Origin of the sequence: Buchnera aphidicola (Floraphis choui), assembly GCA_039830045.1 — a bacterium.
GTDB classification, from domain to species: Bacteria; Pseudomonadota; Gammaproteobacteria; order Enterobacterales; family Enterobacteriaceae; genus Buchnera_B; species Buchnera_B aphidicola_AX.
Genome location: CP140044.1, coordinates 209,386 through 233,135 on the forward strand (window position 1 = coordinate 209,386; position 23,750 = coordinate 233,135).

The 23,750-nt window shown below is 25.5% G+C and carries 17 protein-coding genes; 6 read left to right on the plus strand and 11 right to left on the minus strand.

Translation table 11 applies throughout. The annotated features are described in order from the left end of the window. The first annotated feature begins 28 nt into the window (after positions 1-28). Complete coding sequence (mrcB, locus tag UAT33_00925; protein ID XBC44015.1) at positions 29-2,257, plus strand: penicillin-binding protein 1B; 2,229 nt, start codon at positions 29-31, stop codon at positions 2,255-2,257. 340 nt (positions 2,258-2,597) lie between these two features. Beyond that, positions 2,598-5,105: a preprotein translocase subunit SecA gene (secA, locus tag UAT33_00930; GenBank protein ID XBC44016.1), complete on the plus strand. Its 2,508-nt coding sequence runs from the start codon at positions 2,598-2,600 to the stop codon at positions 5,103-5,105. Between the two features lie 217 nt (positions 5,106-5,322). Here secA and coaE read toward each other — a convergent pair whose 3' ends face one another. Then, on the minus strand, positions 5,323-5,940 hold the full coding sequence (gene coaE, locus UAT33_00935) for a dephospho-CoA kinase (protein XBC44017.1): 618 nt from the start codon (positions 5,938-5,940) through the stop codon (positions 5,323-5,325). Positions 5,941-6,077: 137 nt separating this feature from the next. Here coaE and UAT33_00940 point away from each other — a divergent pair, with 137 nt between their 5' ends. The 4 genes from UAT33_00940 to lpdA all read left to right on the plus strand — a co-directional run bounded on the left by UAT33_00940 (position 6,078) and on the right by lpdA (position 13,010). Next, entirely contained in the window at positions 6,078-7,133 is a 1,056-nt protein-coding gene (locus tag UAT33_00940; protein ID XBC44018.1) for a GMP reductase, read from the plus strand. Between the two features lie 368 nt (positions 7,134-7,501). Then, positions 7,502-10,168 (plus strand): pyruvate dehydrogenase (acetyl-transferring), homodimeric type, encoded by a 2,667-nt coding sequence (gene aceE / locus UAT33_00945; protein ID XBC44019.1) that lies wholly within the window; start codon positions 7,502-7,504, stop codon positions 10,166-10,168. 9 nt (positions 10,169-10,177) lie between these two features. Continuing rightward, positions 10,178-11,437, plus strand: coding sequence for a 2-oxo acid dehydrogenase subunit E2 (locus UAT33_00950; GenBank protein ID XBC44020.1), 1,260 nt, complete (start codon positions 10,178-10,180; stop codon positions 11,435-11,437). A 145-nt stretch (positions 11,438-11,582) separates the two neighbouring features. Further along, a complete protein-coding gene (lpdA, locus tag UAT33_00955) occupies positions 11,583-13,010 on the plus strand; it encodes a dihydrolipoyl dehydrogenase (GenBank protein ID XBC44021.1) in 1,428 nt (475 codons plus the stop codon). Positions 13,011-13,229: 219 nt separating this feature from the next. On the opposite strand, the gene UAT33_00960 is transcribed toward lpdA, so the two are convergent. From UAT33_00960 to murD, 10 genes are all read right to left on the minus strand, one after another. Then, complete coding sequence (locus tag UAT33_00960; GenBank protein ID XBC44022.1) at positions 13,230-13,949, minus strand: 5'-methylthioadenosine/adenosylhomocysteine nucleosidase; 720 nt, start codon at positions 13,947-13,949, stop codon at positions 13,230-13,232. A 32-nt stretch (positions 13,950-13,981) separates the two neighbouring features. Next, positions 13,982-14,326: an iron-sulfur cluster insertion protein ErpA gene (erpA, locus tag UAT33_00965; protein ID XBC44023.1), complete on the minus strand. Its 345-nt coding sequence runs from the start codon at positions 14,324-14,326 to the stop codon at positions 13,982-13,984. 200 nt (positions 14,327-14,526) lie between these two features. Then, positions 14,527-15,693 (minus strand): cell division protein FtsZ, encoded by a 1,167-nt coding sequence (gene ftsZ, locus UAT33_00970; GenBank protein ID XBC44024.1) that lies wholly within the window; start codon positions 15,691-15,693, stop codon positions 14,527-14,529. Between the two features lie 31 nt (positions 15,694-15,724). Next, the gene (gene ftsA / locus UAT33_00975; GenBank protein XBC44025.1) at positions 15,725-16,987 is read right to left on the minus strand and encodes a cell division protein FtsA; all 1,263 of its coding nucleotides are present in this window, start codon (positions 16,985-16,987) and stop codon (positions 15,725-15,727) included. Between the two features lie 16 nt (positions 16,988-17,003). After that, positions 17,004-17,738 carry a cell division protein FtsQ/DivIB gene (locus UAT33_00980; protein XBC44026.1) on the minus strand — a complete coding sequence of 245 codons (735 nt, stop codon included), beginning with the start codon at positions 17,736-17,738 and terminating at the stop codon, positions 17,004-17,006. 26 nt (positions 17,739-17,764) lie between these two features. Further along, positions 17,765-18,685: a D-alanine--D-alanine ligase gene (locus UAT33_00985; protein ID XBC44027.1), complete on the minus strand. Its 921-nt coding sequence runs from the start codon at positions 18,683-18,685 to the stop codon at positions 17,765-17,767. 4 nt (positions 18,686-18,689) lie between these two features. Beyond that, a complete protein-coding gene (gene murC, locus UAT33_00990; GenBank protein ID XBC44028.1) occupies positions 18,690-20,093 on the minus strand; it encodes a UDP-N-acetylmuramate--L-alanine ligase in 1,404 nt (467 codons plus the stop codon). A 111-nt stretch (positions 20,094-20,204) separates the two neighbouring features. After that, positions 20,205-21,266 carry an undecaprenyldiphospho-muramoylpentapeptide beta-N-acetylglucosaminyltransferase gene (gene murG / locus UAT33_00995; GenBank protein XBC44029.1) on the minus strand — a complete coding sequence of 354 codons (1,062 nt, stop codon included), beginning with the start codon at positions 21,264-21,266 and terminating at the stop codon, positions 20,205-20,207. Beyond that, positions 21,263-22,453 (minus strand): cell division protein FtsW, encoded by a 1,191-nt coding sequence (ftsW, locus tag UAT33_01000; GenBank protein ID XBC44030.1) that lies wholly within the window; start codon positions 22,451-22,453, stop codon positions 21,263-21,265. Before ftsW ends, murG begins: the two co-directional genes overlap by 4 nt. Next, entirely contained in the window at positions 22,450-23,742 is a 1,293-nt protein-coding gene (gene murD, locus UAT33_01005; protein ID XBC44031.1) for a UDP-N-acetylmuramoyl-L-alanine--D-glutamate ligase, read from the minus strand. Before murD ends, ftsW begins: the two co-directional genes overlap by 4 nt. Positions 23,743-23,750: the final 8 nt, after the last annotated feature.

Consider the following 23,750-nt stretch of genomic DNA (forward strand, 5'->3'; position numbering starts at 1 on the left):
GTATATAAAACCTAAAAGGTTATTAGTAATGTATAGAGTAAATATTAAATTTAACATGTCTTTTTTAGCAAAAACATCTTTTTTATTATGTTCTTTAATTATAATATATGGACTTTTTTTGTATTTTAAAATTAGTTTTTTTATAAATGGAAAAATCTGGGAATTTCCTATATCAATATATAGTCGAATAATTACTCTAGAGCCTGGAAATCGTTATACCAAAAAAGAAATGGTTTCTATATTAAAAGGACTTCGATATCAGTATGTATCTATTTTAAAAGCTCCTGGAGAATTTCATGTAGAAAAAAAAAATATAACATTAATAAGACGGCCTTTTAATTTTCCTAATGGAAGAGAAGGAAAAGTCTTTATTAAATTACATTTTAAAAATAGAATATTAACAAAGATTGAAAATTTATCTAATAATCGTAGTTTTGGTATATTACAATTAGATCCTCAATTAATTACTATGCTTCATTCCCCGAATGGGGAGCAGAGGATTTTTTTGCCTATACGATATTATCCAAAAATATTAATTGATACATTGTTAGCTGTAGAAGATCAACATTTCTACAATCATGATGGAATAAATATTCATTCTATCATTCGTGCTTTTCTAACTAATGTCAGTGTTGGTTATACTGTTCAAGGTGGAAGTACTTTAACTCAACAATTAGTAAAAAATTTGTTTTTAACTAATACTCGATCATTATGGAGGAAAGTAAATGAAATATATATGGCATTAATTATGGATTGGAAATATAGTAAAGATCGAATTTTAGAATTATATTTAAATGAAGTGTATTTGGGTCAAGATGGTAATAAGCAAATTCGAGGATTTCCGTTAGCTAGTTTATATTATTTTGGTCGCCCTATAAATGAATTAAGTCTCGACCAATATGCATTATTAGTAGGTATGATGAAAGGAGCTTCTTTATATAACCCATGGAATAACCCTATATCAGCGTTACATAGACGTAATGTAGTATTATATATGTTATTAAAGCATAATATTATTAATAATAATTTTTATAACTCTCTTTTATTAAAACCGTTAAATGTTCAATTTCGAGGGAATGTTATTTCTTCTCAAACAGCGTTTATACAAATTGTTCAGAAAGAATTAAGAGAAAAATTAGGTGATAGAGTTAAATATTGGTCAGGAATAAAAATTTTTACTACATTAGATCCAGTATCTCAATTTTCTGCAGAACATGCAGTTAAAAATATTATACCTTTGTTAAAAAAAGAAAGAAATCTTAAAGATTTAGAAGCAGCTGTAGTTATTATAGATAGGTTTAGTGGAGAAATTCAAGGTATTTTAGGTAGTTCTAATCCTAAAGTATCAGGATATAATCGAGCAATTCAAGCGCGTCGTTCAATTGGTTCATTATCTAAACCCATAACATATTTAACTGCTTTATCTCAACCAGAAAAATTTAATTTGAATACTTGGATTGCAGATAAACCGGTTATTATAAAACTAATGAATGGAAAATTGTGGAAACCTCAAAATAATAATTTTAAATTTGTAAAAAAAGTGATGTTAATTGATGCTTTAGCATATTCTATTAATATTCCTACAGTTAATTTAAGTATGCAGTTAGGATTAAAAAAATTGATAAGAACTTGGATAAAATTAGGTTTAAATTATAATCAAGTATTAGAAATTCCATCTATATCGTTAGGATCAATTAATTTAACTCCTATAGAAGTAGCTAGAGTTTTTCAAGTTATAGCTAGTGGAGGTAATAAATCACGCTTATCTTCTATTCGTTCAGTAATTTCAGAAGATGGTGTGACATTATATAATAGTTTACCTCAATCAGAAAAAGTAACATCAATGCAAGCTGCATATTTGACTTTGTACGCAATGCAATCAGTAGTTAAATATGGTACAGCAAAACAATTAGGAACGTTATTTGAAGATGTTTATTTAGCAGGAAAAACGGGAACAACAAACAATTTAGTTGATAGTTGGTTTGTTGGAATTGATGGAAAGCAAGTAGTTATTATTTGGATTGGAAGAGATAATAATAAATCTTCGAAGTTATATGGATCTTCTGGTGCAATGCAAGTTTATCGTAATTATTTAAAACTTCATAAACCTCAACCTTTGATTTTAACTCTTCCTACAAATGTTAATATGTTTAGTATTAACTTTCAAGGTAATATAGTATGTAATGGCAATTTTGATAATAAAATTTATCGTTATCTACCAATATGGAATAAAAATGAAGTAATTTATTGCAATTAATGTTTATTTAATTAGTAAGATTTTTGTTTTGATAATTAATATAAGTAATTTTATATTTTATAGTTTTGATGAAATATATAAATTAACTTAATAATATTATTAAGGTGTTAAAATATATTTTTAATTTTAACAAGAATTAGACAATTATTTAATTTAAATATAACAAGTGTATTAAATTAAAATTTTAAATTTTATTAATGTTATTAATTGATTTTAATTTTAAATGTTTATAAGATTTACAATCTTATTATTTTAAATGAAAATTATTATTTAATTTTTATAAATTTTATATAAAGTTATAATGTTTTGATATTCTGTTTAAACTTGAGTATAAATGAATATGATAATTAAATTTTTTAGTAAATTATTTAGTAATCGTAATGATCGGATATTAGAACAAATTCAAAAAATAATAGAAGACATTAATAATTTAGAAAAAAGATTTGAAAAATTGTCGGATCAAGAATTAAAAAATAAAACTAAATTTTTTAAGCATTGTTTAAAAAATGGTTATGAATTGAATAGTTTGTTATCTGAATCATTTGCTGTAGTAAGAGAAGCTAGTAAGCGAGTATTTGGTATGCGTCATTTTGATGTTCAACTATTAGGTGGAATTGTATTGCATCACAGATGTGTTGCAGAAATGAGAACGGGTGAAGGAAAAACTTTAACAGCAACATTACCTGCTTATTTAAATGCTTTAGAAGGAAAAGGTGTTCATATTGTAACTATGAATGATTATCTTGCTCAAAGAGATGCTGACAATAATAAAAGTTTATTTAATTTCCTTGGATTAACTGTTGGTGTAAACATCTCGGGAATGTCTTCTGAGTTAAAAAGACAAGCTTATTATTCTGATATAACATATGGTACTAATAATGAATATGGATTTGATTACTTAAAAGATAATATGGTTTTTTATAAAGAAGATAGAGTACAAAGAGGTTTAAATTTTGCGCTTATTGATGAGGTAGATTCAATCTTAATAGATGAAGCTCGTACGCCATTAATAATTTCTAGAGATTTAGAAGATAGTTCTGATTTATATTGTAAAATTGATAAAATCGTCCATAAGTTAATACTTCAAAAAGAAGAAGACTCAGATATATTTTCTGGAGTGGGACATTTTTTAGTTGATGAAGAGCAACGTCAGGTAAGTTTAACTGAGAGAGGTTTGATAAAAATTGAAAAGTGGCTAGTTAAAGAAAAGTTAATAAAAAATGAAGAATCTTTATATTCGTCTAATAATATTGTATTAATGCATCATGTTATAGCTGCTTTGCGAGCTCATAACTTGTTTTTTAAAAATATAGATTATATTATAAAAAATAAAAATATAGTTATTGTAGATGAACATACTGGTAGAACAGTGGAAGGAAAAAGGTGGTCGGATGGTCTACATCAAGCAATAGAAGCTAAAGAAAAAGTAAAAATAAAAAGTGAAAGTCAAACGTTAGCATCAATTACTTTTCAAAATTACTTTCGACTATATGATAAATTATCAGGAATGACTGGTACTGCTATTACGGAAGCATCTGAATTAAATTCTATTTATAATTTAGATACAATTATTATTCCAACTAATCAAGTCATGATACGTAATGATATGCCTGATTTAGTATATATGACAGAATTAGAAAAGATAGATGCAATTATTGAAGACATTAAAAAGTGTATTAAAAAAAATCAACCTGTATTAGTAGGAACAGTGTCTATTGAAAAATCTGAATTAATTTCTAATCGCTTAGTGAAATTAGGTATTAAGCATAATGTTTTAAATGCTAATTTTCATTCTAAAGAAGCTGAGATTATTTCTCAAGCTGGAAAACTAAGAGCGGTTACTATCGCTACTAATATGGCAGGGAGAGGTACTGATATAGTTTTAGGTGGTAATATAAAATTTAATTCAAGTAAAACAAAAACGTTTAGTAAAGTAAAAATACAAAAACTTAAAGAGGAATGGAAAAGAGAACATGATCTTGTTTTAAAATCTGGTGGATTACATATTATAGGAACAGAACGACACGAATCTAGAAGGATTGATAATCAATTGAGAGGGAGATCTGGTCGTCAAGGGGATATTGGTTCATCTAGATTTTACTTATCTTTAGAAGATTCTTTAATGCGGATTTTTTCTTCTAATCGTATTATTAGAATTATGAGAACATTGGGAGTAAAGAATGGAGAAGCTATTACTCATTCTTTTGTAACTAAAGCAATTTCTAATGCTCAGAAAAAGGTAGAAAATCGTAACTTTGATATTAGAAAGCAATTATTAGAATATGACGATGTTGCAAATGAACAGCGTCGTATTATTTATCACCAAAGAAATTGTATAATTGATTCTAATGATATTAGTATTTTTATTAAAAAAATTTTTTGTAGCGTATTTACTAATGTTGTTAACAAATATATAAAAAAAAATTCGTTAAAAGAAACTTGGAATATCTCTAAATTAGAGTCGTGTTTATATAATAAATTTAATTTAGTATGTCCAGTTTTTAAATGGTTAGATGAAGATAACATGTTATATGAAGAAAAATTAATCAAAAAAATTTTAAAATGTGCAAACATAAGTTATCAACTTAAGCGAAATTCTATTGGATTAAATAACATAAATAAACTTGAGAAATCAGTAATGATTAATACGTTAGATATGTTTTGGAAAGAACATTTATCAGATATGGAGTATTTGAGACAAGGTATTCATTTAAGAGGATATGCGCAAAAAGATCCTAAACAAGAATATAAAAAAGAATCATTTTTAATGTTTTCTGCTATGTTAGAATCGTTAAAATATAAAGTAATTTCTGTTTTATTTACAATGAACTTTGATTTTAAAAAATAAAAAAATTTAATATATTTAAAGTTTTTTAGTAATGTTAAAATATTAAATCTTAAACGATATATTTTATATTCATAATAATTATTATTTAAATGTATTTCTTAAATAATTATTACATATTAATAAAATTATATTTTTTGATTATATTTATTAATCAAATATTAAGTTTTTAAATATTTATATTTATAACAATTGTTTAATATTGTTTTATGATGTTGTATCATTTTACTAGTTGTGTAGAATTATTAGCTAATCTCAAGTAATATGCATTTAATTTTTTAATATCTGCGTTTATAACGTGTATTGTATTGTTATTATTTATAATATCGTCTGCAATTAATAGACGTTCTAGACGAGTAGCTTGAGAAGAAATGATTGATTTTGCTTGAATTTTATTTATTTTATCTCGTTGTATGACTCTTTGAAATTGTTGTTGTATAGATATGTCAACTAGTAATATTCTATTTGTGTATTGATATAATTTCATTTCTATTAGTAAGGGTATAACCCATAAACACCATGGAGATGTTACACTTTTTAATTGTTTTTTCATTTTTTTAATTATTATAGGATGTAATAGTTTTTCTAACCATAATTTTTCTATTTTGTTAGAAAATATATAGTTTCTTAAAATTTTACGATTGATTGATCCATTTTTTTTTAATATTTTTGTTCCAAATTTTTTTATAATTTTATTTATTATAATTTGATCGTATTTCAAAATACTTCTTGTAATTATATCAGCATCTATAATTTCTGTTCCAATACTTTTAAATAAATTAGATATGGTAGTCTTTCCACTACCAATTCCTCCAATAAGAGCTACAATATAAGTCATACAATTTAGTCTTAGAATTGTTATTAAGTTGGAAAACTTTTATAAACATATTTTATTATGTATTAATAAAATTCATTGTAAACTAGTTTTTATAGAAATAAAAAATATTTTTATTTGTGATTAGAGATTATTAATTTATGCGTATTGAAGAAGATGTTAAATTAGGGTTTAAAGATGTTCTTATTCGCCCAAAACGTTCTATTTTAAAGAGCAGATCGCAAGTAGATCTTACTCGTAGTTTTATTTTTAAAAATTCTAGTAAAGTATGGACTGGTATTCCTTTAATTGCTGCTAATATGGATACTATAGGTACTTTTCGTATGGCTAAAGCACTATCATCTTTTAACATGTTAACTGCTGTTCATAAATATTATTCATATGCATATTGGAAAAATTTTGTTTGTAGTGTTTCTGATGCTGTTTTAGAGTATGTCATTGTTTCTACTGGTATGTCAGAAGAAGATTTTATAAAATTAAAGAAAATCTTTTCTTTATCTTCTAAATTACAATATATTTGTATAGATGCAGCAAATGGTTATACTGAAAAATTTGTTTCTTTTTTAAGAAAAGTACGAGAGTTTTTTCCAGAAAAAATTATTTGTGCGGGAAATGTAGTTACTGGAGAGATGGTTGAAGAGTTAATTTTATCTGGTGCTGATATAGTGAAAGTAGGAATAGGTTCTGGGTCTGTATGTACTACGCGTATTAAAACTGCTATAGGATATCCTCAACTATCCGCCGTCATTGAATGTTCAGATGCAGCTCATGGCTTAGGTGGGCAGATAATAAGTGATGGAGGCTGTATTGTTTCGGGAGATATAGCTAAAGCATTTGGAGGTGGGTCGGATTTTGTTATGTTAGGCGGAATATTAGCAGGTCATGATGAATGTGAAGGATTAATTCTTAAAAAAAATAAAAAAAAATATATGATTTTTTATGGTATGAGTTCTAAGCCTGCGATGGATCGTCATATAGGAGGTGTAGCTGGATATAAAGCTGTAGAAGGAAAGGTAGTAAAATTATTATTTCGTGGTTCAGTAGATAAAACCATACGTGATATTTTAGGAGGTCTTCGTTCTACATGTACTTATGTAGGTGCGTCTAGATTAAAAGAATTAACTAAGCGTACAACGTTTATTAAAGTTTCTGAACAGGAAAATGGAATATTCAATGATCAAGAAATAAAAAATTGAATTTTGATCAAAATTAATCAATCAGTTATATTACAAGGTATATAAAGTAGTTTTGTTTTAAAATATTTTATCGTTTTATCACTATTTTTATAATATTTATAAATATATGAAAGTTTAATTTTAAAATATTTGAATTTTTATATTTTATTTTTATTAGGTATTAAAACTTATAAATATGTTTAATTTTATTTTTATATATTTTTCAATAGCTGTTAGTTGATTAGTTCTTAGTTAGTCTATTTTCAATTACATTATTGGAATTTTAAATTATTAAAAATTTTAAGTAAAATATATTAATACCTTAGTTTTATCATAATTATAAAAATTTGAAAGTTAACTTATTAGTATAATTTATGAGAAATATACATATGACAGAGTTTTTGTTTAATGATATTGACCCTATTGAAACAGATGATTGGATAAAGGGAATTGAATCAGTAATTCGTGAGGAAGGTATTGAACGAGCTAGTTTTATTGTTAACTCTGTGATTAAGAGATTAGAACAAAAAAATATAAAGGTTATAAAAAATAAGATAATTAGTGATTATATTAATACTATATCCGCTTTAGAAGAGCCGCTATATCCAGGAAATTTATCTTTAGAATGTAAAATATGTTCTGTAATAAGATGGAATGCAATAATGATAGTACTTCGTGCATCTAATAAAAATTTAGATTTAGGTGGACATTTGTCCTCTTTTCAATCATCAGCTACGATTTATGAAGTATGCTTTAATCATTTTTTTCGAGCTAATAATGAAAAAGATAGCGGTGATTTAGTTTACTTTCAAGGACACATTTCTCCAGGAATTTATGCTCGTGCATTTGTTGAAGGAAGATTAAATAAAGAACAGTTAGATAACTTTAGACAAGAGGTAAATGGAAATGGTCTTCCTTCTTATCCACATCCAAAATGTATGCCTAATTTCTGGCAATTTCCTACGGTATCTATGGGATTAGGGTCAATATGTGCTATTTATCAAGCAAAATTTTTGAAATATTTGCAAAATAGAAATTTAAAAAATACGTCTAATCAAAAAGTATATGCTTTTTTAGGAGATGGAGAAATGGATGAACCAGAATCAAAAGGAGCTATTTCCATTGCTTTTCGTGAAAAATTAGATAATTTAATTTTTGTTGTAAATTGCAATTTACAACGATTAGATGGCCCAGTTATAGGAAATGGAAAAATTATCAATGAATTAGAAAGTATTTTTAAAGGAGCAGGTTGGGAAGTTATTAAAGTAATATGGGGAAGCGAATGGGATACATTACTAGAAAAAGATAAAACTGGTCAGTTAATTAAATTAATGAACGAAACTATAGATGGGGACTATCAAACATTTAAATCTAAAAATGGAGCTTATATAAGAAAATATTTTTTTGGAAAATATAAAGAAACAATGAATTTAGTCAGTGATATGACTGATGAACAGATTTGGAACTTAAATAGAGGGGGACATGATTTTAAAAAAGTTTATGCAGCTTTTAAAAAAGCAAATTCTATTTTAGAAAAACCAGTAATAATATTAATGCATACAGTGAAAGGTTATGGCCTTGGCAACGTTGCAGAAGGGAAAAATACTGCTCATCAAATTAAAAAGATTAGTATACAAGAAATACGTCATATTCGCGATAGATTTTGTATTCCTGTAAAAGATGAAGACATTAGTTCTCTTCCTTATGTTTCTTTTAAAGTAAATAGTGAAGAGTATAAATATCTTCATTGTAAGAGAAAACAGTTAGGAGGATATCTTCCTGTTCGTCTTTCCCGATTTACCGAAAAGCTTAAACTTCCAAGTTTAAATGATTTTAAAATGTTATTGTTAGAACAAAAAAAAGAAATTTCTACTACTATAGCATTTGTACGTATATTAAATATTATTTTAAGAAATATTTTTATTAAAGAAAGAATAGTTCCTATTATTGCTGATGAAGCACGTACATTTGGAATGGAAGGATTGTTTCGACAAATAGGAATTTATAATATAAACGGTCAAAAATATGTTCCTCAGGATAGAGAACAATTTGCATATTATAGAGAAGACCAAAAAGGTCAAATTTTACAAGAAGGAATCAGTGAGTTAGGTGCTTTTTCTTCTTGGTTAGCAGCAGCTACTTCTTATAGTACTAATAATTTTCCTATGATTCCTTTTTATATTTATTATTCTATATTTGGATTTCAAAGAATAGGTGATATATGCTGGGCTGCAGGCGATCAACAGGCTCGAGGATTTTTAATAGGTGGTACTTCGGGAAGGACAACATTAAATGGAGAAGGGTTACAACATGGAGATGGTCACAGTCATATTCAGGCATTAACTATACCAAATTGCATATCATATAATCCTGCGTATTCATATGAGCTTGCAGTGATTATTCATGATGGATTAAATAGAATGTATGGTGATGTACAAGAAAATATTTATTATTATATTACTACTTTAAATGAAAACTATATGATGCCTGCTATGCCTATAGGTTCAGAAGAAGGTATTTGTAAAGGAATTTATAAATTAAAAAGCATAGGAAACACAAATGTTAAAGTTCAGTTACTAGGTTCAGGTTCGATTTTACAATGTGTTTGTAAAGCAGCGTTAATTTTGCTTAATGAATATAACGTTAGTTCAGATATTTATAGCGTAACATCTTTTACTGAATTAGCTAGAAATGGACAAGATTGTGAAAGATGGAATTTATTAAATCCAAAATCTAAAAATAAGAAGATTCCTTATATTACAAAAATGTTAAATAATTTACCAGTTGTTGCTGTTACTGATTATATGAAAATTTTTGCTGAACAAGTAAGAGCATATATACCTGGAGTAAGTTTTCGTGTATTAGGTACAGATGGTTTTGGACGATCTGATAGTAGAAATAATTTAAGGAATTACTTTGAAATTAATGAATTTTATATAGTTATTGCTGTTTTATCGGAATTAATAAAATTTAATAATTTTGATGAAAAAATTATTATTGATGCAATCGATAAGTTTGATATAAATGTCAGTAAAGTTAATCCAAGGCTAGCATAAGGAGATAAAATGGATATTGAAATTAAAATTCCTGATATTGGTTCAGATGCAGTAGTAGTAATTGAAGTGTTAGTTAAAATAGGAGATATAGTAAAAAAAGATGATCCTCTAATCACCGTAGAAGGGCAAAAAGCATCAATGGAAATACCATCTACAAATTTTGGAGTTGTAAAGTCTATTTTCGTAAAAGTAGGACAAACAGTAAAAATTGGATCATTAATTGCTTTAATTACATTATTAAAAGATGACAATCAATTTAAAAAAAAGAATAACGGTTGTTTAAATAATAAAATACTTAAAGTAAAAATTAATCGTCCTGATCACGAGTTATTAGAAGAGAATAACTTTAAACCAGAATTATTAGTTCATGCAACTCCTGTTATTCGAAGATTAGCTAGACAATTAAATATTAATTTAGAGAAAATCGTAGGTAGTGGTAGAAAAGGTAGAATTACTAAAGAAGATATTGTTTCTTATACAAAGCAAGTATTAATAAGGAAAGAACGCAATTTTTCTATGCAAAGTCATTTAAAAAATCATGTTAAGGATTATTCTAATAAGATAAATAATGATACAGAATTACATTTAACTAATATACAAAAAGCATCTGGTAAGAAATTATCTAAAAGTTGGTCTATTATTCCTCACGTAACGCAATTTGATGAGTCGGATATTACAGATTTAGAAAAATTTCGTACAAAATATAATTTTGAACTACATAAAAATAATATTAATTCTAAGTTAACTATATTAGTTTTTATAATGAAGGTAGTAGCAAAATCATTAAAAGTTTTTCCTAAGTTTAATAGTGTTTTGTGTACTGATGTTAAAAAAAAATTGATATTAAAAAAGGATATTAATATTGGAATTGCAGTGGATACTAAAGATGGATTATTAGTTCCTATTATTAATAATGTTAACAATAAAGATTTAGCAGAACTATCACTTGAATTAAGTTTGATATCTAAATCAGCTAGATCAGGAACTTTAGATATATCAAGTATGATAGGTGGAAGTTTTACAATTTCTAATTTAGGTGGAATTGGTGGAACAGGATTCACACCCATTATAAATTATCCGGAAGTAGCTATCCTAGGTATTTCTCAAGCTTTAATAAAACCATATTGGAATGAAAAAAAATTTGAACCACGTTTAATGTTACCATTATCATTGTCTTATGACCATCGTGTCATTGATGGAGCAGAAGCGGTTCGATTTATTACTTTTATTAAAAAAATGTTGTCAGATATTAGATTGTTAACTGTATAAATTAATTAAAAATTATTTTTATAAAATAATATATTTTATTAGTAGTTTCATATTTAATATGAGGTTATAATATTGAATGTAATGAGTTTAGAATATTTTGTTATAACTCAGTTATATATGATAATTATTTTAAATAGGTAAAAGTATGTCATATAAAAAAATATATACTCAGGTAGTAATTGTTGGATCTGGTCCTTCAGGATATTCTTCTGCATTTAGGTGTTCAGATTTAGGTTTAGATACTATCTTAATAGAAAAACATAAAAATTTAGGTGGGGTATGTCTTAATGTGGGTTGTATTCCATCTAAATCATTATTACATATAGCTAAGGTTATAAAAGAATCAAGAAATTTATCTGACATAGGTGTAAATTTTTCAAAACCTATGATTGATATAAAAAAAATATTTCAATGGAAAAGTAAAATTGTTGACGATCTTAGTTCTAATATCGTAAATATGGCAAATAAACGTAATGTAAAAATTGTTTTTGGAATTGCTAAATTTTTAAATAAAAATAGTATACTTGTCGAAGGAGAACAAGAAAAAATTATTATTTCTTTCGAAAACATAATTTTAGCGGTAGGTTCTTATGCTAGAAAATTATCTTATGTCCCTTCTAATGATCATAGAATATGGGATTCTACTACTGCATTATCTATTTCTAGTATACCAGATAACTTATTAATTATTGGTTCAGGAATCATTGGTTTAGAAATGGCTACTATTTATAGTGCACTAGGTTCGCGAGTTGACATTATAGATAATTCTCGTAATTTACTATCTCATTTAGATCGAGATATAGTTAGTATGTTCTCTAATGCAATTAAAAATGATTTTAAAATTTTTTTAAATTCTGAAATTACAAAAATCGTACCTAATGAAAAAGGTTTTTTAGTTTCAAAAAATACTGAAAATAACGTTCAAGATACTACACTATATAATGCTATTTTAGTATCAGTAGGAAGAATACCTAACTTAGATTTATTAGATATTAATAAAATAGGATTAAATTTAAATAGTTATGGCTATCTTGAAGTAGATGATAAGTTACGTACTAATGTACCTAATGTATATGCTATTGGTGATGTTACAGGTCAACCTATGTTAGCACATAAAGGAATTCACCAAGGTCATATAGTTGCTGAAATTATTTCTGGAAAAAATCATTATTTTAATCCGTATGCAATGCCGTGTATATTATATACTGACCCAGAAATTGCTTGGGTAGGTATTACGGAACAAGAAGCTATTAAAAACAATATAAAATATGAAAGTTCAGTTTTTCCATGGAATGCTTTAGGACGAGCTATTTCTTCAAATTATTCAAGTGGAATGACTAAATTAATTTTTGACGCAAAAACAAAAAAAATTATAGGTGGTTCTGTAGTTGGAAATAATGCTGGCGAATTATTGGGAGAAATTGGGCTTGCAATTGAAATGGGTTGTGATGTAGAAGATATTGCACTAACTATACATGCACATCCTACTTTATATGAGTCAATAAGTTTATCAGCACAAATTTTTCAAGGTACAATTACTGATTTAATTAACTTAAAGAAAAATCAAAATTAATTTTTTTGATTAATAATTGATATTTAATATTATAAAATCATGTTGTATAAGATATAACATTTTCACAAATGTATAACGTTATAAATTAGTATTTAAAAAATGTTTTTGTTTAAGTGTTTAAACTTAAAGAATTTATTAAATAAAAAATTTTAATGTCAGTCAAATTTATATTAAAATCATTTTTTAATTACATCGAATTTCTTAAAAATAATTGTTTAATCATATTTTTTTATATATATTGTTTAATAAATCTTGAACAACATTTGAACATCGTTGTGATGCTAAGTCAATAAATTTTTCAAAGTTCAATTTAGAATTATTATCTGAATAATCGGATATAGATTTAATTATTAAAAAAGGTTTTTTAAATTGGTAACATACTTGAGCAATTGCTGTTGATTCCATATCTACGGCGATTGCTGTAGGAAAATTTTTTTTTAAAATGTTTTTAGATGCTGTATTATTAATAAATGAATCTCCACTTATTATAAGATTTTTTTTATAGTTAAGCTTAGATTTTAATACGTGTGTTTCAGTAAATTCTATCATGTTCTTATTTATTGAGAACAGTTTAGGAAAATTTTGAATGTGTCCTAGTTTATAACCAAAAGCGGTAAGATCCACGTCATGATAACATGTACTATGAGGTAGTATTATATTTCCAGGTATTAATTTGTCGTCTAAGCTTCCAGCTGTTCCAATATTAATAATTAAATTAACTTTATATATGTTTAATAATATAGTACATGTTGTACTAGATGAAACCTTCCCAACTCCTGACTTTACTAATATAGTTTTTATATTGTTTAGTCTTCCTGAATAAAATATTTTGTTATATACTATTTTTTTTTGAAAATTTTTAATTTTTTTATATAAAGGAATAATTTCTTTATCTGTAGCACCAATAATTCCGATAATGACATTTTTTTTAATTTTCATATTTATTTAAACATTTTAAAAATAATTTGTTATTAAATACTAAAGGAAGCTCCGCAACTACATGTAGTTTTTGCTTTTGGATTAAATATAATAAATTTTGAACCGTTTAAATTTTCTAAATAATCTATTTTCCCTCCGATTAAATATTGAAAACTAATGGGATCAACAATAATAGCAACACCTGATTTAGTAATAATTATATCGTCTTTATTTTTATTTTTATCAAATTTAAAATTGTATTGAAAACCACTACATCCACCTCCAGTAATATAAATTCTTAATTTAAGATTAGATGTTTTTTCTTTTTTAATAATTCGATCAATTTGTTTAATAGCTTTTTCAGAAAAAGATAAAGATATTTCAGTATCACGCATCATATATTATACTCTAAAGTTTAAAAAATATTTATTTATTTTTAAATTCAATGTTTTAATAATTTTTGAATATAGAAATAAAAGAGTTTATTTATCTGCTTAATGTAGATATTTTAATGTATTTATAAGTATACTTAAACATATTACTGAGTATATTTTAAATATTTAGTTTAACTATCTGTTATAAAATATAGTTAAAAATTTTATTTAGATCTTTTCCTCAAAAAAGCAGGAATATCTAAGTCATCTATATTATCTTTTTTTAATAATGTATTAGTATTATTTTGGATTTTATTTTGTTTTGTCTTAATTATGTGTTCTTGAACGTTTGAAAAATCATGATGGACGTGTTCAAATTTAACGGGTGATTTTTTAAAATGTGTATTTTTAGTAAGATATGTATCTATAGATGTTTTTTCTATTCCAATCCCAGTAGCTACTACTGTTACTCGTAAGGTATCATTCATTTTTGTATCTAAAGACGTCCCAATTACTACGGTAGCATCATCTGAAGCAAATGATCGAATTATATTTCCTATAGTTTCAAATTCATCTAGTTTCATATTTAATCCGGAAGTAATATTTACTAATACTCCTTGTGCTCCAGATAAGTCAACATCCTCTAATAATGGACTAGAAATAGCAATTTCTGCTGCTTCTTTAGCTCTATTATCTCCAGAAGATATACCGGTTCCCATCATAGCATATCCCATTTCAGACATTATAGTTCGTATATCAGCAAAATCTACATTTATTAATCCAGGTTTAGTTATGAGTTCTGCTATGCCTTGTACTGCCCCTTTTAGAATGTCATTTGCTGAACTAAAAGCATCTAATAAAGAAATTCCTTTATTTAATACTTTTAATAATTTATCATTAGGAATGGTAATTAATGAATCGACGTATTTCGATAGTTCTTCTATACCCTGATCTGCATATGCCATTCTTTTTTTACCTTCGAAATTAAAAGGTTTAGTAACTATCGCTACTGTTAAAATTCCTAGTTCTTTTGTTATTTCTGCAACTACTGGAGCTGCTCCTGTACCTGTTCCTCCTCCCATCCCAGCTGCTATAAACACCATATCTGCGCCTTCTAATATTGATCTTAAATTTTCTCTATCTTCTTCAGCTGCATCGCGCCCGATTTTGGGATTAGCTCCAGCTCCCAATCCTTTAGTTATATGATTGCCAATTTGTATAGTTTTTTCTACTTCTATTTTTCGTAAAGCTTGTGTATCTGTATTAATAGCAAAAAATTCTACACCTTCAATTTGCTCTTGAATCATATTTTCTACTGCGTTACCTCCACCTCCTCCTATACCAATTACTCTAATAATTGCGTCATTATTTTTTTCTACAGGTTCAAACATAAATTTATATCCATTGTTAATTTTTGTATTATTAAAATTCTTTTTTTATCCAATAACTGATATATTGAAACCATTTTTTAAAAATATTTTTAGATATATTATCTTTTTTTTGATTTTGAAAGTGTTCTTTACCATAATACAATAATCCTACTGCAGTAGAATAGTGGGTTTCTTCAATATTGTTTATTAGACTACTAATTTTTTTTGGTTGACCTATTCTTATAGGCATATTAAATATTTTTTTAGCACTATCTTTTAAGTTTTTTACTTTAGACGCCCCACCAGTAAATACTATTCCTGCTCCAAATGTATAGTGACTATTTGATTTTTTAAGCTTTTCTTGTATATTTAATATTGTTTTATTTATTAAACTTAATAATTCAGTATATCTTGGTTCGATAATTTCTGTTAGTACGTTTTGTTTAAGTGTTTTTATAGAATTATTGTTAATATTAGATATTTCTATTTTTTTGGGTTCTTTTCCAGTATCTACAGTTTCTATTGCATGTCCATATTGAATCTTTATTGCTTCAGACTTGATAAAAGGAATATTGAATGCGTAAGATATATCATTAGTTACGGTGTTTCCAGCATATGGAATTACACAACTATATTGTAATATTCCGTTTGTATATATGACGATATCTATTGTTCCGCCTCCAATATCTGCCATACATACGCCTAATTGACGTTCATCTTTTGTTAGTATTGCCTTACTAGAAGCTAATCCCGAAAAAATTACTCGATTAACTCTTAATCCGCATGTTTCTACTGCTTTAATAATATTTTTTTCTATTTCAGAATGACATGTAATTAAATGAACCTTTGCTTTTATTCTTTTTCCTGATAGTCCAATTGGATTTTTTATTCCTACATGTTTGTCTATAGAATATTCTTGTGGAATAATATGTAAAATATGATGTTCGTTACGTATTCGTACACATTTTGCAGTATGTATTACGTTATTTATATCTTCTAACGTTATTTCATCTGAAGATATAGGAACAATTCCTATTTCGTTTTGACAGTGAATGTATTTGTTAGATAATGCTAAGTATACAGAAAAAATTTGACAATCTGCCATATTTTCAGCTTGACTAATAGATTTTTTTATACACTTTATGATTGATTTTAAATCGTTTATTACTCCTTTGTTAATTCCATACGATGGGCAAATACCTATTCCAATGATATTAATAATACCGTCTACTAAAATTTCTCCTACTAAAGTAACTACTTTAGTAGTTCCAATTTCTAGTCCAACTATTAAGTTTTTGTCTTTTTCTTTAATCATAATTCGACCTATTTAATTATTTCCATTCTATTGCTATACCTGATTTATATCGTAAATCAATACGTTTTATTTTTTTTCTTTTTACTTTTTCTTCGTTTTCTAAAATTTTCCAAATATATGTTAATTGTTTCAATTGTGAAATATTATTTATTTTTCCTAAAATGATTACAATATTTTTTTTAATGATTAATTTCCATGTATGTTGAGGTGTTATTGAAATAGATTTTAGTATGATATTATTTTCTTGAAGTATATTTTTCACTGTATTATAATTACTTAAGATTTCTTCTTTATTGCTTTCTGGTCCATAAAAATATAAAATTTTACTAATATTTGATTTTTTTTTTAAAGTATTAGATAATGTTTTGTTTTCATTTAATATATATTTATCGTTCCAATATGCGATAGGCGTAGTATTTATGATATGTATTAATATTTTGTCAGGCCATTGTTTTTTAATTGTAACTACTTTTACAAAATAAAATGCTTCTAATTTGTTTTTTATATCAGTTTCGTATGGAGAAAAGTAATTATATGATTTTTTTAATGAGAAAATAAAGTTTCTTATTGCTTTTTGATTTAAAGAGTCAAATGGTCCTGTGATTATTACATTAGATAATTTTTTTTTTGAGAATTGTTTTGATAATTTTATTAATATAAAGTTATTAGTTATTATAAAGATAACTAAAAGTAGTATTATGATATACTTTAATGGAATTAATGATTTTTTAAGATATAGTTTATATTTCATTTTACACATTGTATTATGTTAAAATTTTAGTTGATCAATTGTAAAACTTTTGAAACTAATGATTGCAACGATATTCCAGCTTGTTTAGCAGCTATAGGTATCAAACTATGCTTTGTCATACCTGGACATGTATTCATTTCTAATAGCCAGAAATTATTGTTATTATCCATCATTAAGTCAATTCTTCCTAACCCTGTACATCCAATAGTATTCCAAGCTTTTTTTACTATTTTAATTAGTTCTAGTTCTTTACTTTTTTTTAATCCACTAGGGCAAAGGTATTTTGTATTTTTAGAAATATATTTGGATGAGTAATTATAAAAATTATCATTTGGATGTATACGAATAATAGGAAGAGTTTTTCTATCCAAAATTCCAACAGAATATTCTGATCCATATATAAATTTTTCAATAAGTATATTATTATCATACTTAAATGCTTTCATACATGCATGATATAAAGAATTATACGAATAGATTAATGATATACCTATACTAGATCCCTCGGTATTTGGTTTGATAATTAAAGGCAATCCTAATGAGCGAATGTTCGTTTTAAGTGTATTTTCAGCTGTTTTTTTAAATTTTTTTATATTTATGAAATAATAAGGAACAGTAGGTAAATTAACACTATTCCATAGTAATTTTGTTCGCATTTTGTCAATAGAAATTGCTGACGGTAAAATTTTACTTCCTGTATATGCTATATTTAGGTATGTTAGTGTTCCCTGTATAGTTCCATCTTCGCCTTCTTTACCATGAAGAGCAATAAATGCTTTTCTAAATCCTTGACGATATAATTGGGTGATAGGAAAGTATTTTGTATCTATAGGATACGCATTTATTTCAGATTTTAATAAGTTATTTAATATGTTTTTTCCAGATAACAAAGAAATATTTCTTTCTTTAGATGTACCACCAAGTAACACAGCTATTTTTTCAGTCATAAAATTATTTCTTATTTAATCTTTTAAGATGTTTAATAATATAGTTATTTAATATAATATTAATATTTCCAGCACCTTGTATTAGAAGTAAATCATTACCTGAGAGCTTTTTAGTTAATGTCATAAATATTTCGTTATAATTAGGTATAAAAGTAATTGTTTTTTTATATTTATAAAGTTCATGATATAAAGAAAGACTATCTGATCCTATAATTATATTTTCGTTAGCAGAATATTCTTTTAAAATCAGTAATTCATCTGTTTTTAATAACACTTTTTTAAATTGTTCAAATAAATAGTAAGTTCTCGTATATCTATGAGGTTGAAAAATCATTATTAACTTTTTTTTTGGCCAACCAGATTTTGAAGTATTAATACTAGCTAGAATTTCATTAGGATGATGTCCATAGTCTTGAATGATAGTAATTACATTATTTTTTTGTAATGAATTATCAAATAAAAACGTTCCACATGGTTCAAATCTTCGTTTAACTCCTTTAAAATTTTTGAGTGATTTAATGATGTTAATATCACTAATCTTTTTTTGAGTAGCAAGTGCTATTGCTGCCGTTGCATTAAGAGCATTATGTTTTCCTGGAATATTTAAAATAATATTTAATTTTGGTTTATGTTTTCTTATTATTGTAAAACAGCTAGAAAATTTTTTTTGTTTATATTGTTCTATTCGTACGTCGGAATCTATACTAAACCCATAAGTAATAATATTACGATTTATTTTTGGAATTATTGTTTTAATATTTTTGTCATCAATGCATATGATAGCTGTTCCAAATGAAGGTAAATTATGAATAAATTTAATGAAAGTTAGTTTAAGATTGTTAAGGTTTTTATGATAATTTTCTAAATGATCATTATCGATATTAGTTAATATAGATATAATTGGTTTTAAATATAATAATGAAGCATCACTCTCATCTGCTTCTATTATATAATAAGGACTTTTTCCTATTTTAATATTACTGTTAATACTTTTTACGTATCCTCCATTAATAAGTGTTGGATCTAATTTACTTTCAAAAAATATGTTAAAAATTATTGCGGAAGTAGTAGTCTTTCCATGTGTTCCAGATACTGCTATTCCGTATTTGTTTTGTATTATTTTTGCGAGAATTTCGCCTCTTGATATTATAGGGATTTTTAAATTTTTTGCTTGTACAATTTCGGAATTGTAACATGGAATTGCACTAGATATTACTACAATGTTTGCTGTTTCAACGTTTTTTTTAGAATGATTAAAAAATATTTTTGCTCCTAAATTAATTAGTTTACTTGTAGCATTATTAGATACTATATCTGAACCGCTTATTATATATCCTTTTCTTAATAGAATTTCAGCTATTCCACTCATTCCTATTCCACCAATTCCTACAAAATGAATACGATTCATGTTATGCATTATATTAGTGAGAAAATTATATTGTTTAGTTTTATTTTTTTCCATAGTAGTTTATATAAGATTATTCTTTAATGTTTGTTAACAAAGTATAAGAATATGTTTTTAGTATATATTAAGTGTGCTTTCAATTACATTAACAATGTTCGTAGTAGAATTTGTATTAGATTGAGAATATAGATTTTTTGCCATTTCAATAATTTTTTTTCTATTTATTGTACTTAAAATTTCAACTATTTTATTAGTACTAAAGTAGTTCTGTTCTATTATTATTGCTCCTCCTTTTAATTTTAACGGATAAGCATTCCAATATTGATGCTTATCTTTATGAGGAAATGGAATGAATATAGCTGGTAATCCGATATATTGAATCTCACTTACTGTAAGCGCTCCAGAGCGACAAATAATTATATCTGCCCAATTATATGCTTTTGATATATCTTTAATAAAAGTAGTAATTTTATATGGATAAACTTTAAGTTTTTTGTAGTATTTTAATGTTTTGTCTTTATTGTTTTTTCCTACTTGGTGCCAAAATAAAATTTTACTTTTTAAGTTATAAATGGTTTTTGGTATTATATAGTTAAATATCGTTGCTCCTTGACTTCCACCTATAACTAATATTCTGAGTGGGCCTTTTCTGTTTTTAAAACGGTCATTTGGATTTGGTAAATTAGTAATTTCTTTTCTCAATGGATTTCCCACTGTTTTTGCGTTTAATATTGTTTGTGGAAATGCTTGCATAATTTTAGTTGATAATTTAGATAATATTTTATTAGATAATCCAGCAGTTCTATTTTGTTCATGAATTAACAATGGTATTTTATAAAGAAAAGATATTAATCCACCTGGAAGAGAAATATATCCTCCCATTCCTAATATTATATCAGGCTCTATTTTTTTTATAATTAACTTAGCTTGATATAAAGCTCGAAACATTTGTAAAATATATTTAATTATGCTAAAAAAATTTTTTTTTATTGCATGTATATTAATAAATTCAATAGGAATTTTGCTTTTAGTAATTATTTCAGCTTCGATTCGATGAGGAGTACCTAACCAAAATACATTCCATCCTTTTTTAATTAGTTCATTAGCAACAACTAATCCAGGAAAAATATGTCCACCAGTACCTCCTGCCATGATTATTATTTTTTTTTTGTTCATTTATATCCTTGATAAAATTTATTTTTTATCCGCGTTTCAAAGTCTATTCGAAGTAATATAGCAATAGAAATAGAAACAATTATTAAACTAGATCCGCCATAACTAATTAGTGGTAAAGTTAAACCTTTAGCTGGTACTATTCCAATAGTAGTTCCAACATTAATTAATGTTTGAGATATAAACCAAATTCCGATCGAAAACGCAAAATAACCAGAAAAAACGTTATTATTTTTTAATGCTTTTTGTCCAATATTTAATGCTCGAAAAGAAATAAACAATATCATAAAAAGTATAATACAAGCTCCAAGATATCCTAGTTCTTCACCAATTATTGAAAATATAAAGTCAGTGTGTGCTTCAGGTAAATATTCTAATTTTTGTATAGAATGTCCTAGTCCAACTCCAAAAATATTTCCTCTACCTAGAGCCATTAGAGATTGTGTTAATTGATAACCTGTGCCAAATGGGTCTTTCCAAGGATCCAAAAACGATAATATTCGTTCACTTCGATAAGGTGTAATTGAAATTAGTATGGTAGTTATTATCATTCCTATAAATATTATAGGTATAAATTTCCAAATTTGTGCTCCAGTAATAAATAATAGAGATAATATAGTTAAAAAATAAATTACTACCGTTCCTAAATCTGGTTCTTGTAATAATAATATTGATATAATACATATTATTCCTAAAGGTTTTAAAAAACCTAAAAAACTATTAATAATTTCATTATGTTTTCGTGATAAGTAATCAGATAAATAGCAAAATGTAGCTAATTTAGATAATTCAGCTGGTTGCACGTGTATAAAGCTTATTTTAATCCATCTGAGAGAACCATTAACTGGAGTACTTATTATTAAAACTAGTAATAGTGTAATAATAGAAAATAGAAAAAATTTTGCACTATGTACCTTCCAAAACAATATAGGTATTTTAAGAAATATATTCATTAAAAATAATCCTAGTATTAAGTATAAAATTTCTTTTTTTGTAAAAAAAAATAAGTCTCCATATTTATGATGAGCTATTGGCATAGAAGAAGAAGTAACCATAATTAATCCAACTAATAATAGAATTATAGTGCACCATACTAATTGTGAATCGTATAATTTATGATGATAAACAATTTTTTTGTTTGTTTTTAAAGTTTTTTTAATTTTATTTAATAATAAAGTTTTAAATTTCATCTATATAGCTCGTGTATTAACTTTATAAATAAATTTCCACGTTCTTGAAAATTAGAAAATTGATCTAAACTACTACAACCAGGAGATAGCAAAACTATATCTCCTGGTTGTACTACTTTTGTTATACAATACATTACATTATTTAATGTATTTAAGCGTACTGATTTTTTAGGACATAATTTAAAGAGTATATTTTTGCTTTTTCCATAACAATAAATAATTATTTTTTTATTTTTTAAATAAGGTATTAGTGAAGAAAAATTTTCTGACTTTCCATCTCCTCCTAATATTAACCTTATTTTCCCTTTTACGTTTGGTAAAATATTATTAATAGCTGCTTTTGTACTTCCGATATTTGTTGATTTAGAATCATTAATCCATTTTATGTTGTCTTTTTTATGTATTAATTGAAATCGATGTGGTAATCCTAAAAAAGTTTTTAATGCTTTTAAACTAATTTTAATGTTTATTTTCAAATTATGAACTATTGCTAATGCAGATAATGCGTTAACATAATTATGTTGACCTGATATTAATAACTTGTTAGAATTCAATAATTTTTTTGAGTTATAACATAGCCAAATATTATCATGTATTTTTTTTAAATTATATTTTCCTTTATTAATTCCAAATGTAATATAATGTTTTTGTTTATATTTTACATTAGACAACAAGTTGTCTTCTAAGTTTATAATAGTAAATTTTGCATTATTATAGATTTTTAATTTTTTTTGTATATAATCATTAATTCCTAATGGATATCTATCCATATGATCAGAACTAATATTAAGTATAATTGCAATTTTAGCTTTTAAGCTAAAAGTAGTTTCTAATTGAAAACTAGATAATTCTAATATATAGAATTCTGAAGGATAGTTTAATATATTTAATGCAGGGACTCCAATATTACCACCTACATGTGCTTTAAATCCAGCTAGATCTAGTATGCTTTTTACCATCATGGTTACTGTGCTTTTTCCATTAGAACCAGTAATAGCAATAATTGGAATATTAGTTTCTCTAACAAATAATTCAATATCTCCAATAATTTCAATACCTATTTTATTAGCGTATACCAATGCTGGGTGTGATAATGCTATTCCAGGACTTACAATAATTAAATTAGATTCTTGAATCCAGGTATAATTTATTGAACCGGTATGATAATTTATTTTTTTAAATTGTATTATAGTTTGGATATATTTTGGATTTATGACAAAATCTATTATTTTAGGATAAATATTCCGTGATATAAAAAATTTTAAACAGGAAATTCCTGTTAATCCCATTCCAAAAA

Excerpts from the sequence above, each read along its gene's own strand:
- UAT33_00980 (XBC44026.1), bottom strand. The coding sequence starts at position 17,738 with ATGAAATATAAACTATATCTTAAAAAATCATTAATTCCATTAAAGTAT.
- secA (XBC44016.1), top strand. The coding sequence starts at position 2,598 with ATGATAATTAAATTTTTTAGTAAATTATTTAGTAATCGTAATGATCGG.
- ftsW (XBC44030.1), bottom strand. The coding sequence starts at position 22,453 with ATGAAATTTAAAACTTTATTATTAAATAAAATTAAAAAAACTTTAAAA.
- aceE (XBC44019.1), top strand. The coding sequence starts at position 7,502 with ATGACAGAGTTTTTGTTTAATGATATTGACCCTATTGAAACAGATGAT.
- UAT33_00985 (XBC44027.1), bottom strand. The coding sequence starts at position 18,685 with ATGACTGAAAAAATAGCTGTGTTACTTGGTGGTACATCTAAAGAAAGA.
- erpA (XBC44023.1), bottom strand. The coding sequence starts at position 14,326 with ATGATGCGTGATACTGAAATATCTTTATCTTTTTCTGAAAAAGCTATT.
- ftsA (XBC44025.1), bottom strand. The coding sequence starts at position 16,987 with ATGATTAAAGAAAAAGACAAAAACTTAATAGTTGGACTAGAAATTGGA.
- UAT33_00950 (XBC44020.1), top strand. The coding sequence starts at position 10,178 with ATGGATATTGAAATTAAAATTCCTGATATTGGTTCAGATGCAGTAGTA.
- UAT33_00940 (XBC44018.1), top strand. The coding sequence starts at position 6,078 with ATGCGTATTGAAGAAGATGTTAAATTAGGGTTTAAAGATGTTCTTATT.
- coaE (XBC44017.1), bottom strand. The coding sequence starts at position 5,940 with ATGACTTATATTGTAGCTCTTATTGGAGGAATTGGTAGTGGAAAGACT.
- murC (XBC44028.1), bottom strand. The coding sequence starts at position 20,093 with ATGAATCGTATTCATTTTGTAGGAATTGGTGGAATAGGAATGAGTGGA.
- ftsZ (XBC44024.1), bottom strand. The coding sequence starts at position 15,693 with ATGTTTGAACCTGTAGAAAAAAATAATGACGCAATTATTAGAGTAATT.
- UAT33_00960 (XBC44022.1), bottom strand. The coding sequence starts at position 13,949 with ATGAAAATTAAAAAAAATGTCATTATCGGAATTATTGGTGCTACAGAT.
- mrcB (XBC44015.1), top strand. The coding sequence starts at position 29 with ATGTATAGAGTAAATATTAAATTTAACATGTCTTTTTTAGCAAAAACA.
- murG (XBC44029.1), bottom strand. The coding sequence starts at position 21,266 with ATGAACAAAAAAAAAATAATAATCATGGCAGGAGGTACTGGTGGACAT.
- murD (XBC44031.1), bottom strand. The coding sequence starts at position 23,742 with ATGGGATTAACAGGAATTTCCTGTTTAAAATTTTTTATATCACGGAAT.
- lpdA (XBC44021.1), top strand. The coding sequence starts at position 11,583 with ATGTCATATAAAAAAATATATACTCAGGTAGTAATTGTTGGATCTGGT.